Annotated in this window: 12 protein-coding genes; 8 read left to right on the plus strand and 4 right to left on the minus strand. The window is 51.6% G+C overall.

Going from position 1 to position 14,407, the window contains the following annotated elements:
• The first annotated feature begins 145 nt into the window (after positions 1 to 145).
• Positions 146 to 2,425, plus strand: a complete 2,280-nt coding sequence (locus tag NG42_RS19145; protein ID WP_052902207.1) for an FdhF/YdeP family oxidoreductase — start codon at positions 146 to 148, stop codon at positions 2,423 to 2,425.
• A gap of 51 nt (positions 2,426 to 2,476) precedes the next feature.
• Here the strand turns inward: NG42_RS19145 and NG42_RS19150 are convergent, their stop codons facing one another.
• Positions 2,477 to 3,067, minus strand: coding sequence for a hypothetical protein (locus tag NG42_RS19150; RefSeq protein WP_052902209.1), 591 nt, complete (start codon positions 3,065 to 3,067; stop codon positions 2,477 to 2,479).
• A 572-nt stretch (positions 3,068 to 3,639) separates the two neighbouring features.
• Between NG42_RS19150 and NG42_RS19155 the strand changes: the two genes are divergently transcribed.
• Complete coding sequence (locus NG42_RS19155) at positions 3,640 to 4,035, plus strand: hypothetical protein (RefSeq protein WP_052902211.1); 396 nt, start codon at positions 3,640 to 3,642, stop codon at positions 4,033 to 4,035.
• A gap of 11 nt (positions 4,036 to 4,046) precedes the next feature.
• Here NG42_RS19155 and NG42_RS19160 read toward each other — a convergent pair whose 3' ends face one another.
• The gene (locus NG42_RS19160; protein WP_156322116.1) at positions 4,047 to 4,757 is read right to left on the minus strand and encodes a helix-turn-helix transcriptional regulator; all 711 of its coding nucleotides are present in this window, start codon (positions 4,755 to 4,757) and stop codon (positions 4,047 to 4,049) included.
• 500 nt (positions 4,758 to 5,257) lie between these two features.
• Here NG42_RS19160 and NG42_RS19165 point away from each other — a divergent pair, with 500 nt between their 5' ends.
• Positions 5,258 to 5,875 (plus strand): trimeric intracellular cation channel family protein, encoded by a 618-nt coding sequence (locus NG42_RS19165; RefSeq protein ID WP_052902213.1) that lies wholly within the window; start codon positions 5,258 to 5,260, stop codon positions 5,873 to 5,875.
• Positions 5,876 to 5,908: 33 nt separating this feature from the next.
• Here NG42_RS19165 and ligB read toward each other — a convergent pair whose 3' ends face one another.
• On the minus strand, positions 5,909 to 7,585 hold the full coding sequence (gene ligB, locus NG42_RS19170) for an NAD-dependent DNA ligase LigB (RefSeq protein WP_052902215.1): 1,677 nt from the start codon (positions 7,583 to 7,585) through the stop codon (positions 5,909 to 5,911).
• A gap of 251 nt (positions 7,586 to 7,836) precedes the next feature.
• On the opposite strand from ligB, the gene gmk reads away from it, so the two are divergent.
• From gmk to recG, 5 genes are read left to right on the plus strand one after another with little or no spacing between them, the layout of a single operon-like run.
• Positions 7,837 to 8,460, plus strand: a complete 624-nt coding sequence (gmk, locus tag NG42_RS19175; RefSeq protein ID WP_052902217.1) for a guanylate kinase — start codon at positions 7,837 to 7,839, stop codon at positions 8,458 to 8,460.
• A 54-nt stretch (positions 8,461 to 8,514) separates the two neighbouring features.
• Positions 8,515 to 8,790 carry a DNA-directed RNA polymerase subunit omega gene (gene rpoZ / locus NG42_RS19180; protein ID WP_017801603.1) on the plus strand — a complete coding sequence of 92 codons (276 nt, stop codon included), beginning with the start codon at positions 8,515 to 8,517 and terminating at the stop codon, positions 8,788 to 8,790.
• A gap of 21 nt (positions 8,791 to 8,811) precedes the next feature.
• Positions 8,812 to 10,926: a bifunctional GTP diphosphokinase/guanosine-3',5'-bis pyrophosphate 3'-pyrophosphohydrolase gene (gene spoT, locus NG42_RS19185; protein WP_052902219.1), complete on the plus strand. Its 2,115-nt coding sequence runs from the start codon at positions 8,812 to 8,814 to the stop codon at positions 10,924 to 10,926.
• A gap of 2 nt (positions 10,927 to 10,928) precedes the next feature.
• Positions 10,929 to 11,624: a tRNA (guanosine(18)-2'-O)-methyltransferase TrmH gene (trmH, locus tag NG42_RS19190; RefSeq protein ID WP_052902221.1), complete on the plus strand. Its 696-nt coding sequence runs from the start codon at positions 10,929 to 10,931 to the stop codon at positions 11,622 to 11,624.
• Complete coding sequence (gene recG / locus NG42_RS19195) at positions 11,621 to 13,702, plus strand: ATP-dependent DNA helicase RecG (protein ID WP_052902223.1); 2,082 nt, start codon at positions 11,621 to 11,623, stop codon at positions 13,700 to 13,702. The genes trmH and recG overlap by 4 nt, the downstream gene beginning before the upstream one ends.
• 7 nt (positions 13,703 to 13,709) lie before the next feature.
• Here recG and NG42_RS19200 read toward each other — a convergent pair whose 3' ends face one another.
• Positions 13,710 to 14,375 (minus strand): SDR family oxidoreductase, encoded by a 666-nt coding sequence (locus NG42_RS19200; protein ID WP_052902226.1) that lies wholly within the window; start codon positions 14,373 to 14,375, stop codon positions 13,710 to 13,712.
• Positions 14,376 to 14,407: the final 32 nt, after the last annotated feature.

A 14,407-nucleotide genomic window follows, 5' to 3' on the forward strand; every position in this document is an offset into this window, starting at 1 on the left:
TTAAGATGGGACCACGGTCCCATCTTTGCTGACATCATCCCAGCCCCCTTTTGGCGGAAAGATTTATCGCCGACTAAGCTCAATCCATTGACTGTCTCCCGTTGTCATCAATCTATCCCTAAATGCAGGTCGCTCAGGAGTTCATATGCCAAAAAAAAGACGCGCAGTGCCGGGAGTTCGGTCATATGACGGCCCCGCCGGCGGTTGGGGAGCGCTGAAAGCCACGGCTATCTCGGTACGCACGCAAATGGATACGCTGGAAGCACCCGCTACTCTGCTGCGCACCAATCAGCCCGACGGCTTCGACTGTCCCGGCTGTGCCTGGCCAGACAAAGAGCACCACTCGACATTCCAGTTTTGCGAAAACGGTGCGAAAGCCGTGACCTGGGAAGCGACCAGCAAACGTGTGACCCCCGAGTTTCTGGCGCAGCATACGGTCAGCTCGCTGTTGCAGAAAACAGATTTTGAATTAGAAGGTTATGGCCGACTGACGCATCCACTGGCGTATGATCCTGGCACCGACACTCTGCGTGCCGTCGAGTGGGACGAAGCGTTCAATCGCATCGGAGAAATCCTGCGGGGTATGCTGTCGCCGGACCAGGTGGAGTTCTACACCTCAGGCCGCGCATCCAACGAGGCGGCCTGGCTGTTTCAGCTCTTTGCGCGCGAATATGGCACCAATAACTTCCCCGACTGTTCCAATATGTGCCACGAAGCCACCAGTGTCGGGCTACCGCGGTCGATTGGTATTGGCAAAGGCACGGTATCGCTGGACGACTTCGACGATGCACAACTGATTATCTCAATTGGACACAATCCGGGTACTAACCATCCGCGTATGATGGGCACCCTGCATGAACTGGCCAGGCGCAACGTGCCAATCATCGTGTTTAATCCGCTGCGCGAGCGTGCGCTTGAACGTTTTGCCGATCCACAAAACGTGATTGAGATGGCAACGTACAGTTCAACCGATATCGCTTCGACTTACTATCAGGTTAAGGCAGGGGGCGATGCCGCCGCGCTGAAAGGAATTATGAAGGCGCTGCTGGTCCTTGATGAACAACAGGGCGATATTATCGATCACGATTTTATCGCAACCCATACGCAAGGTTTTGATCTTTCAGCGGCCGATCTGGCCGCAACCGGTTGGCAGGATATCGAAAATGAATCCGGGCTGACGCGCCAGCAACTCGCCGCGGTCGCGGCCGCCTATGCCAAATCCAGTGCAACTATCGTGACTTACGGCATGGGAGTTACCCAACATAATAAAGGCACCGCAACCGTGCGTTTAATTGCCGATTTGCTGTTAATGCGCGGGAATTTTGGCAAACCAGGCGCCGGAATTTGTCCGCTGCGCGGTCACTCCAATGTGCAGGGCAACAGAACCGTTGGCATTACCGAGAAACCGTCGAAAGCCTTTTTGGCGCAGCTGGAAAAGGTATTTGGTTTTGTGCCGCCTGAGCAACATGGGCATGACGCGGTCAAAGCAATGCAGTCAATGGTCGACGGCACATCCAGAGCATTGATTTGTCTGGGAGGCAATTTCGCCGTCGCCTTACCCGACCCGGAAAAGTGTTTTCCGGCGATGAAAGCGCTGGAATTAAGTGTTCATATTGGCACCAAGCTGAATCGCTCACATTTACTGGTTGCCCGTGAGAGCTATATTCTGCCCTGCCTCGGCCGTACCGAGCTTGATACGCAGGCCAGTGGTCGGCAGGCGGTCACGGTGGAAGACTCCATGTCGATGGTGCATGCGTCGTCAGGCAAACTGAAGCCCGCCTCGCCGCTGTTACGTTCTGAGCCTGCCATCATCGCCGGTTTGGCCAGTGCGGTATTGCCGGAGACGAAAGTGCCATGGGCGGAACTGATAGCGGATTACAGCAGGATTCGTGATTTGATTGAGAAAACAGTTCCGGGTTTTGACAACTATAACCAGCGTATCGCTACCCCGGGCGGATTCCGTATGCCACTGCCGCCCACCGAACTGAAATGGCCAACAGACTCGGGTAAAGCCATGTTCTCGGTATTCAATGGAGTGCATGAAGATGCCGATGTACAGGGCGATGATGTGTTGCGGCTGATTACGCTGCGCAGCCACGATCAGTACAACACCACGGTCTATGCCATGGATGATCGCTACCGGGGCGTGTTTGGTCGCCGTGACATCCTGTTTATGAATGACGTTGATCTCGACAAGCGCGGCCTGGAGCATGGCGATCGGGTAGACATTGAGACAGTGGTATCGGGAAGAAAGCTGCGCCTGGAAAATATCACGGTGATTGCATACAACATCGCACCCGGATCGGTCGGTGCTTACTATCCTGAAGCCAACATTCTGGTGCCGCTTGATTATATTGATAAGGAAAGCGGTACACCGTCATACAAATCGGTTCCGGTACGCGTGGTGCATTCCGCATCTGCGTAACTGCCAGTACCTCAATCGAAGCCCGTGCAATCGGGCTTTTTTAGTACTGCGTTAACTAAAGCTGTTAAAGTAAATAAAAGTAACTTTCGACAGAGTGACAAACATAATATCGTCTTTGATTCCGTATTTTTTCTTTAAGAAGTACTTCGTATTTATCACTGTCTTTACCTGTAAACCAAGAAAAGAAGAGATCATGCCCACATCCCAGTTTTTATAATACAAAAACAAAAATAACTTTTCAGTCTGAGATAACATGACTTCTTTGAGAAAAAAATCTTGCTTAGCTGACAGGTTAAAAAACAACTGATAAATGCCAGACAATGACGTATGAAGACTAATAAGAATAATAAGACCACCGATGTTTATGGGGCTATGATGTTGATGTGTAAAAATGACTACAATTTCACTTTTATCTTCGAGAGACTTACTGACTAACGATTCGAGCTGTTCATAATACTGGTCGGTAAAACATATTCTTTTTGAAAATCCTGCCTTCCCTCTGTCATGTTTTAAGTATGAAACTACAGAAGAAATAGAAAATCCCAGCAAGCTGTCGCTTGAATGGATGCTGTACATTTCAGTCCCCCGAATAAAGTAAGCATACACATCATGGATATTGATATCGCTGGCAGAAAAAAACACTCAATTATTTCATAAATATTTATTTAATTAGCTCAGATGATCATTTCTTTTTTTTGTAGATAATTTTATTTCTTGATGTGCTTTTCAAATGCTGAATAAAGCAAAAGAGAATAACAAGAAAAAATAAAATAATAATCGCTATTAAGCCCGGTGTACTCATGTCACTGTCCCCCGATGCGGCCAGAGAGAGAGAAATATATTTAATTGTTTAATTTTTATCAAGCACAAATGATGAATTTGTCACGTCACCAGGCATAAATAAGATAATCCTTAAAATCTAAGTTCATTAATTCTTTATTATCATTCCCGGATTTATATCCAGATATCAAAAAAAGCCTTAAATTTCATATTGAAATCAGCTTCAGAAAAATTCATACGACATATGAAATGTTGAATTATTTATATATTGATATTTTTTGTATGAGCATCTTCCTGTCAACACCTGGCTTTCTGCCAATGAGCGCTAGAAAAACTTGCGCCAGCTCACTACTGGCGGCTAATTCTGTGAATCCCGTTCCCTTCTGCCAGCTTCAGTGCTTAAATCAGTAATCGGCGATATTTCAGGAGGTAACATGCTGCCATCACGCTCCATCAGCCTGACCATTCCACGCAACTGGCAGGATCTTTATGAAACGATCTGGAAACCTGAATACTTTTCGAAATGGGCTTCAGGCCTGAGCCACGCACCATTGGTTCAGGAAGGGCACTACTGGAAAGCGAAAGGGCCGGAAGGCACCGTGAAAATTCGCTTTACCGAATACAATAGCCTGGGCGTGATGGATCACTATGTTGATACCGGCTTTGGTAAAGAGGTTTATATACCGATGCGCATTATTGCTAATCAGGAAGGAGCGGAAATTGTCGTTACCGTTTTTCGCCAGCTCTTAATGTCAGATGAGAAGTTTGAACATGACATTGCATGGGTAAAGCGCGATCTACAAACCTTACATGCATTAATGACCTCCTGATTGGCAGGCGTTTATCGTGCATTTTTCCATACCAGAGGTGGCATTATGTTGTCGGTACGTGCTTCTGCCATCTCTTTCTCTTTAGGCCGATTACGCAACATTGTCACGATCATTCTTAATTCATCAATCACGGCAAACAGATCGGCCATGTCTTGTCTACTATTAATCTGCAAGCGCGCCAGTGCATTCAGTTTATGTGCATATACCGTTTTATCCGTAATACCCAGCCGTTGACCTACTTGATCGGCACTATATGACCATGAAAGCATTAATAATATTTTCAGCTGGCGATCAGAAAGCATGACATCAGCATAACTCTCTTTGAGTAGCTGGCTGCGCAGCCCCATCAGTTCTGCGGTAAGCACCCATGATAACTCCGCCAGCGGTGTCTTCAGAGATATGACATTGAACGTGGAAAAATACTCAGTTAGCGCAGAAAAAATGGGTAGCAGTTTGCAGGTGATAACCAACTGACGCACATCCGGATAATTTTGCTGATGGATAAAGATACGTTGTAGTGCACCACCTAACGCCATATTTTCGTGAAACAAATAGACAATCAGCTTTGGCCGGTGCTTTTCGCAATGAAAAACAATGTCATGCATATCCTCTACCGCAAGAATTTTTAATTTTACCGGTAAATGACTAAAAACTTCACAAAGTCCTGTTGCCGCCAGGACATCTGAAGAGAAAAAGATGACATCATGCTTTTGTGTTTTCATTCCGTTCACGAATACCTGTGTATCATCCTGATAAGACGCCAGAAAAAAGAGCCTTTTTGCCAACAGCTCCAGATTACATATTTATTACCTACAGATAAAATAATGAGATATTAATCTTTCTCGCCTGTTAAGGATGATAAATACTGCACGTGGTGTGCTATATAATTAACGCGACACTTTTCAACAGAATCTAAATGGTTTAGCTAATATTTTTATAAATTTATGCGCCTGCGTCTGTCAATCAGTGGCATATTACTGTTTTACGTTCTTCAGCATTTCATTTAGCTTGCAGGCATAAAACGTTGTGAATTAAGCAATCCAGTAATTAATAAACCTAATCGTCTAATCGCAAAGATTTTTATATAACTTATTGTTAAATATGATATAAATAACATATCACCATCAGTTTATCTAAGCCTGATTGATTACCTTTAGAAAATCTCAGTGGTCATGCGTGCGTAAAACACATAGTCTTGCCGGCGATTTTTCAGGAGTTAAGCATGTTACTTACCGTTCTCTATATCATTGGTATTACGGCAGAAGCGATGACCGGCGCACTGGCCGCAGGACGCCGTAAAATGGATATGTTTGGCGTGATTATCATCGCCTCTGTTACCGCCATTGGAGGCGGATCTGTGCGCGATATGCTGCTGGGTCACTACCCACTTGGCTGGGTTAAACACCCGGAATACATCATGATTGTGGCCGCTGCCGCGGTAGTCACCACCGTGGTTGCCCCGCTAATGACGCATCTGCGTAAAGTGTTTCTGGTGCTCGATGCGTTAGGTCTGGTGGTTTTCTCAATTCTTGGTACCAAAATCGCCCTGGATATGGGTCATGCATCCATCATTGCGGCAATCAGTGCGGTAGTCACCGGCGTATTTGGTGGAGTATTGCGTGATATGTTTTGTAACCGCATACCTTTGGTATTTCAGAAAGAGCTGTACGCCGGTATTGCCTTCGCTTCCAGCTGGCTTTACATCTTGCTGCTGAAAACCCCGCTGTCGCATGAGTTCATTATCATTATTACTCTGCTGGCTGGCTTTATTGCCCGACTGCTGGCATTGCGTTACAAACTGGGGCTGCCAATCTTTAACTATCCGCACCCCGAACATTAACGGCCGCAGGCGAAGCCATTCCGCCTGCGTTGCTTAATGCATCTCAAGCTCCTGCTGCAGAAAAGCGATCAGGCTTCTGACGCTTTCGTCCGCAAGAAAACGGGTGATGCGCTTTGCCAGCGTCTCCCCCACACCAGGCAGCGTTTGCCAGCTTTGCTCATCCCGAGCCAGCAGTTGCTGCCAGCTGTTATCCGTCATGGCATTCAATGCCGCTTCCGGTATCGGGACGCCCAGTGCCTTAACCCAGCGTTTAAACGGTTGCTGACGACTTAGCTGAAAGCTGTGCCAAAGATTCTGCGCTCTGACTTCACTGATCCCAGGTAAGGCATGCAATTGACCGACACTCACCGTCAGCCAGGAAAACAGATGACTGAAGCTGTCCATCTGCATTAATCGCTGCCAGCTTCGACGCTGAATACCGGGCATATCCAGTACCGATTTCTGACTTAACCAGGATAACCGCGCGAGAAATTGCTCGCGACACGCCGGGGTATTTTGCAGGCAACTCAGATAGTGATGATCCTGCGGATCGGGCGCGATCGCTTTTTCACGCTGCTTCACCCGCCATACCACTCCCTCGAAGCGGGGTATCCCTTGCCCTGCCAGACTGATCGCGACCTGGTCACCGGCAACAATATCGGCTTCCTGCCAGCGGCGCAGTGAGCCCAGACTGACCCGCCGCACGCTTTTATCATCCAGTTGTACCGGCAGTAAATTCAGCACCACGGCAATTTTTCCGGTACGTCCAATGGGAAAATCAACCGACAGCACTTCCGTGGTGATCATTGGTGGTGTGTACTTCCACGCGGCGATATCCTCACTCTGCCCCGGCAGCCAGTGTTTGCCGGCCGAACGCTGCTCGCGTTGCAGCACCACACCGTCGCTGACAAACGGCAGCGGCTGCCGAAACCACTGCTCGCGCCAGCGCGCGACCTGCTCCACTGTCTCTACCCGTTCCGTCCAGTGCGATTCCATACCAAAACCAAAAGCCCTGAGCTGAGTTAACCGCTCCGGCACTGATAAAGGGCCATCAGGCCACGCCCAGATAAATATCCCCAGTTTACCCAGTAGCGGAGAATCGCCATGGCGCATCAGCGCACCGGCAACCTGAGCCCGCGCATTCGCGCCGCCTGCAATCGCCTGCTGATGATCGGTCATCGGCAGATAAAGCTCGCCTTGCAAGACCACTTGCTGACGGGCAGTAGTGATTTTCTGCGGAATTGCGCTAATTTGTCGCACTTTTTCCAGCCAGGATTCTCCCTGTATGCCATTGCCGCGGCTGATGGCATCAACCAGTTTTCCCTGCTTATACACCAGCGTCACTGCCACACCATCCACTTTTGGCTGTAGCCAGAGCGCCGCTTTGCCCTGCATCCAGTGAGCAACTGCCTGCTGGTCCGCGAGCTTTTTTACTCCGGTGTGGGCGACCGGGTGCCAGAGATTTCCCTGACCGGTTTGCGGCTCGCGCGGCGCCGAGGCAGGCTGATAGCAGCGCTGCCACTGCTGCAAACGCTGGTGCAGGCTATCATAGAGAGCATCATCAATCGGGCTTTGCCCTTGCTGATAGTAGGCCTCATCCCATTGATTAAGCTGATGTTGTAATTGTGCTATTTCCTCGCGCGCGGTTGTCGGCGCCCAAACCGGACAGATTGCCTGTCCGATTGGGCTGAACAGCAACGCCGTAAGTGCCAGCCAGCGTATCCCTGCCATTTTTTCTCTCCCTTATTGACCTGCTGACAGTAAAGGTGGCGGTGGCAAAAAACACCATCGGCAACTGCAAGCTCTGGAAAGCAGGCCCGAAAGTTTTTCTGCAACGCTGAAAATGGCGAAAAAAAATGCGTAATTTGCCGGAAAACGAAGAAAAAACGGTGAGGGAGGGTGCAAACGCTGCATGGTGGACTGAAGCTGTGTATACTGTGCAGGAAACAGACTCCGCATTTTAAGACACTTCAAGAATAATCATGGCTCAAGGCACGCTTTTTATTGTTTCCGCCCCAAGCGGCGCGGGAAAATCCAGTCTGATTCAGGCACTGCTGAAAACGCAACCGCTGTACGATACCCAGGTGTCCGTATCGCACACCACGCGTAACGTTCGTCCCGGTGAGAATCACGGTGAGCATTACTACTTCGTTTCCAAACCTGAGTTTGAAGCGATGATTGGTGAAGATGCTTTCCTTGAGCATGCTGAAGTTTTTGGTAATTATTACGGCACATCCCGCAAGGCGATTGAGCAGGTGCTCTCCACCGGTGTGGATGTTTTTCTCGATATCGACTGGCAAGGTGCGCAGCAGATTCGTCAGAGAATGCCGCAGGCACGCAGCATTTTTGTGTTGCCGCCGTCTAAAGATGAACTCGACCGCCGTTTACGCGGCCGTGGGCAGGACAGCGAAGAGGTGATCGCAAAGCGTATGGCGCAAGCCGTCGCGGAAATGAGCCATTACGCTGAGTACGACTATTTAATTGTGAATGATGATTTTGATCTGGCAGTTTCAGACCTTAAACACATCATTCGTGCCGAGCGTCTGCGAATGGGCCGTCAAAAAGCCCGACATGATGCTTTAATCAGCAAACTATTGGCAGACTGAAGACACTTTCAGTATGATGCCGAGTCATTTCGTCACCCGTGGAGTATCACACTTATGGCACGCGTAACCGTACAGGACGCAGTAGAGAAAATTGGTAACCGTTTTGACCTGGTTCTGGTCGCTGCACGTCGCGCACGTCAGATGCAGGTTGGCGGTAAAGATGCACTGGTTCCTGAAGAAAACGATAAATCTACCGTTATCGCTCTTCGTGAAATCGAAGAAGGCCTGATCACTAACCAGATTCTGGACGTTCGTGATCGCCAGGAACAGCAAGAGCAGGAAGCTGCTGAGTTACAAGCAGTAACCGCTATCGCTGAAGGTCGTCGTTAATTAGCTGCCGGAAGGCTCGCCTTGTATCTGTTTGAAAGCCTCAATCAGCTGATTGAAAAATACTTGCCTGAGGACCAGATTAAGCGCCTCAAGCAAGCTTATCTTGTCGCACGTGATGCCCACGAGGGACAGACACGCTCCAGCGGTGAGCCTTATATCACCCATCCGGTTGCTGTCGCCTGTATTCTCGCTGAAATGAAGCTCGACCATGAAACTCTCATGGCCGCGCTTCTGCATGATGTGATCGAAGACACTCCCGCGACTTATCAGGATATGGAACAGCTGTTTGGCAAAAGCGTTGCCGAACTGGTTGAAGGCGTATCCAAACTGGATAAGCTGAAATTCCGCGATAAGAAAGAGGCGCAGGCAGAAAACTTTCGCAAGATGATCATGGCGATGGTGCAGGATATCCGCGTCATTCTGATTAAGCTGGCCGACCGCACGCATAATATGCGTACCCTTGGGTCATTGCGCCCGGACAAGCGTCGCCGTATCGCACTGGAAACGCTGGAGATTTACAGTCCGCTGGCTCACCGACTGGGTATTCATCACCTGAAAACCGAGCTGGAAGAGCTGGGTTTTGAGGCGCTCTACCCTAACCGCTACCGCGTGATCAAAGAAGTGGTGAAAGCCGCGCGCGGTAACCGTAAAGAGATGATTCAGAAGATCCTCTCTGAAATTGACGGTCGCCTGCAGGAGGCCGGTATTTCCTGCCGCGTCAGCGGTCGCGAAAAACATCTCTACTCGATCTACTGCAAGATGCACCTGAAAGAGCAGCGTTTTCACTCAATCATGGATATCTACGCCTTCCGCGTTATCGTCCGTGATGTGGATACCTGTTATCGCGTGCTGGGTCAGATGCACAGCTTGTACAAGCCGCGTCCGGGACGAGTAAAAGATTATATTGCCATCCCAAAGGCCAACGGCTATCAGTCGCTGCATACTTCAATGATTGGGCCACATGGCGTCCCGGTTGAAGTGCAGATCCGTACAGAAGATATGGATCAGATGGCTGAAATGGGTGTTGCCGCACACTGGGCTTATAAAGAACAGGGCGAAAGCAGCACCACGGCGCAGATTCGCGCCCAGCGCTGGTTACAAAGTCTGCTGGAATTGCAGCAGAGTGCCGGTAGCTCCTTTGAATTTATCGAAAGCGTAAAATCCGATCTGTTCCCTGATGAGATTTACGTTTTCACCCCTGAAGGCCGCATCGTCGAGCTGCCTGCTGGTGCCACTCCGGTCGATTTTGCCTATGCCGTGCATACCGATATCGGTCATGCCTGCGTCGGCGCACGTGTCGATCGCCAGCCTTATCCGCTGTCGCAACCACTGACCAGTGGCCAGACGGTGGAAATCATTACCGCACCGGGTGCACGTCCTAATGCCGCATGGCTCAACTTCGTCGTCAGCTCGAAAGCACGCGCGAAAATCCGTCAGTTGCTGAAGAACCTGAAACGCGATGACTCCGTCAGCCTTGGACGTCGTCTGCTGAATCATGCGCTGGGCGGTAGCCGTAAACTGGCCGAGATTCCTGCGGAAAATATTCAGCAAGAACTTGAGCGTATGAAGCTTGCCTCGCTGGACGATTTGCTGGCAGAGATCGGTCTGGGCAACGCGATGAGCGTGGTGGTGGCGAAAAACCTGCAGCATAACGAGCAGGCCGCACCGGTTCAGTCCGCGAATCACTCACGCAGCAAGTTGCCGATCAAAGGCGCTGATGGCGTGCTGATTACCTTCGCCAAATGCTGCCGTCCGATTCCGGGCGATCCAATTGTCGCGCACGTCAGCCCAGGTAAAGGACTGGTGGTTCACCATGAATCCTGCCGTAATATTCGTGGCTACCAGAAAGAGCCAGAAAAATTCATGGCGGTTGAGTGGGATAAAGAGACCGAGCAGGAGTTTGTCGCCGAAATTAAGGTGGATATGTTTAACCACCAGGGCGCACTGGCAAATCTGACCGCAGCCATTAACACCGCCGCGTCGAATATTCAGAGCCTGAATACTGAAGAGAAAGATGGCCGTGTGTATAGCGCGTTTATTCGCCTGACCGCCCGTGACCGCGTGCATCTGGCCAACATCATGCGCAAAATTCGCGTTATGCCGGATGTGATTAAAGTTCACCGTAACCGAAATTAAGCATGAATGCCCAACGCTTTGCCCGTATTCAAGAGATGCTTGCCGCACGTCAGCATGATCTGACCGTCTGCATGGAACAAGTTCATAAGCCACATAACGTGTCTGCCGTGATTCGCACGGCCGACGCGGTTGGCGTTCACGAAGTACACGCCGTCTGGCCTGGCAACCGCATGCGCACCATGGTGTCATCGGCGGCTGGCAGTAACAGCTGGGTGCAGGTGAAAACTCACCGTACTATCGGCGATGCCGTCGGCCATCTTAAAAGCCAGGGCATGCAGATTCTGGCGACGCATCTTTCTGATAAAGCAGTGGATTTCCGCGAGATAGATTACACGCGCCCCACCTGCATTCTGATGGGACAAGAGAAAACCGGCATCACGCAGGAAGCGCTGGATCTGGCCGACCAGGATATCATTATTCCGATGATCGGTATGGTTCAGTCACTGAATGTCTCCGTGGCCTCGGCGCTGATTCTGTATGAAGCACAGCGTCAGCGTCAGAATGCCGGTATGTACCAGCGCACCAGCAGCACCCTGGATTATGCGGAACAGCAGCGCCTGCTGTTTGAAGGCGGCTATCCGGTGCTGGCGCGCGTCGCCAAACACAAAGGTCTGCCTTATCCGCAAATCAATGACAGTGGCGAAGTGGTGGCTGATGACGCATGGTGGACAACCATGCAGGCTTCGGTGAAAAAATGACAGGTCGTCTGCTGGATGCCGTTCCCCTGAGTACTCTCTCCGGCGTCGGTGCCAGTCAGACTGGCAAGCTGGCGAAGCTCGGCTTGCACACCGTGCAAGATATCCTGCTGCATCTCCCGCTGCGTTATGAAGACCGCACTCAACTCTACACCATCAACGATCTGCTACCGGGTATCTATGCCACGGTAGAAGGTGAAGTGCTGCATACCGATATCAGTTTTGGTCGTCGCCGGATGCTGACCTGTCAGATCAGCGACGGCAGCGGCGTGCTCACCATGCGCTTCTTTAATTTCAATGCCGGAATGAAAAACAGCCTGGCGCCGGGCAAGCGCGTCACGGCCTATGGCGAGATTAAGCGCGGGCAGCGCGGTGCCGAAATTATCCATCCTGAGTATCGTGTGCAGGGTGAAAACAGCGTGACCGAGTTACAGGAGACGCTGACCCCGGTGTATTCCACTACCGAAGGCGTCCGCCAGGCAACGCTGCGCAATCTTACCGAACAGGCGTTAACCCTGCTGGAAACCTGCGCCATTGCGGAATTGCTGCCACCCGATTTAAGCCAGGGCATGATTAGCCTGCCCACTGCATTGCGCACGCTGCATCGTCCGCCGCCGGATATGGCGCTGGCCGATCTGGAAAGCGGTAAACATCCGGCGCAGCGTCGGCTGATTATGGAAGAATTGCTGGCACATAATCTCAGTATGCTGGCGGTACGCGCCGGTGCTCAGCGCTATCATGCGCTACCCATGCCCGCCAGACATGAGCTGAGCAATAAGTTGCTGGCGGCACTGCCGTTTAAACCTACCGGCGCACAGCGACGGGTGGTGGAAGAGATTGAACGTGACCTGTCGCATGACTACCCGATGATGCGTCTGGTTCAGGGCGATGTCGGTTCAGGCAAAACCCTGGTTGCCGCGCTGGCGGCGCTGGATGTGATTGCTTATGGTAAGCAGGTGGCGCTGATGGCGCCTACCGAGCTACTGGCTGAACAACACGCCAACAATTTCCGCCAGTGGTTTGCTCCGTTAGGGATTGAAGTCGGCTGGCTGGCCGGTAAGCAGAAAGGTAAAGCGCGTCAGGCACAGCAGGAAGCCATTGCCAGCGGGCAGGTGTCGATGATTGTCGGCACCCATGCGATTTTCCAGGAGCAGGTGCAGTTTAATGGCCTGGCGCTGGTGATTATCGATGAACAGCACCGTTTCGGCGTCCACCAGCGTCTGGCGCTGTGGGAAAAAGGCGAGGAGCAGGGTTTCCATCCTCACCAGCTGATTATGACCGCCACGCCAATTCCGCGCACGCTGGCGATGACCGCCTATGCCGATCTCGATACCTCAACCATCGATGAGCTACCGCCAGGACGTACGCCGGTGACCACCGTGGCCATCCCCGATACTCGCCGCGCCGATATTATTGCCAGGGTGAAAAGCGCCTGTGGCGAAGAGGGGCGTCAGGCTTACTGGGTCTGCACGCTGATTGAAGAGTCAGAACTGCTGGAAGCCCAGGCGGCTGAAGCGACCTGGGAAGAGCTGAAAATTGCGCTGCCGGAGCTGAATGTCGGGCTGGTACATGGCCGCATGAAGCCGCAGGAAAAACAGGCAGTGATGCAGTCATTTAAACAGGGTGAGATTCAGCTGCTGATTGCGACCACGGTGATTGAAGTTGGGGTGGATGTGCCTAATGCCAGCCTGATGATTATTGAAAACCCGGAACGGCTGGGGCTGGCACAGCTGCACCAGCTGCGTGGTCGCGTGGGTCGTGGCGCTGTCGCCTCGCACTGTGTGCTGCTGTATAAGGCACCCCTGAGTAAAACCGCCCAGAAGCGTCTGCAGGTGCTGCGCGACAGCAATGATGGCTTTGTGATTGCTCAGTGTGACCTGGAAATCCGTGGCCCGGGTGAGATGCTCGGCACCCGGCAGACCGGTAATGCCGAGTTTAAAGTCGCCGATCTGCTGCGCGATCAGGCAATGATCCCGGAGGTGCAGCGCGTGGCGCGCCATATCCACCAGCATTATCCGCAACAGGCACAGGCGTTGATTGAGCGCTGGCTGCCAGAAACCGAGCGTTATACCAACGCCTGAGTCTTTTTTAGCGCCCGCTGTAAGCGCCGATCTGCTGCACCGCGCGGTCGATCGGCTGCTCTCCTTCCGTCAGCTCAATAATCACCCGTTTCACTTCGTCGTGCTCGACCAGACTGTGCAGCACCGCAGCCACATCTTCGCGGGAGATTTCACCATAGGCGATAGCCAGGCCGACATTAACTTTGCCGCTGCCCGGTTCATTTGTCAGGGTGCCGGGGCGCAAAATAACCCAGTCTAAATCGGTCGCCGCCAGCATCACATCCGCCTGACGCTTAACCTTCATATAGTGCTCAAACGTGGGCGAAATCTGTTTGCCGCGTCCGGCATCCGGGAAAGCAGAAACCAGTAAAAAGCGCTTAACGCCAGCGATACGTGCCGCTTCTGCTGCGATTTGTGCACCACGACCATCAATGCCGTCAGTTAATTCGATGCCTGCACCGGCAGCACCGGCGGAAAACACTACCACATCACTGCCCTGCATCGCTTGTGCCAGGGTCTCGCTGTCCGTCGTCAGCAGATCAAGCTCGACCGGCCTGACGTTATCCTCGGCCAGCCCGGCAGCCTGCTCCGGTTTACGATGCAGTCCGGTAACCTGATGACCAGACGCGCTCAGTCGTTTTCTCAGACGGCGACCCACGCCGCCAGTCGATCCAATAATAAAAACGTGACTCATCGGTACCTCATAATTTGTTACCCGCAACATTG

It is taken from the genome of Winslowiella iniecta (assembly GCF_001267535.1).
Taxonomy (GTDB): domain Bacteria; phylum Pseudomonadota; class Gammaproteobacteria; order Enterobacterales; family Enterobacteriaceae; genus Erwinia; species Erwinia iniecta.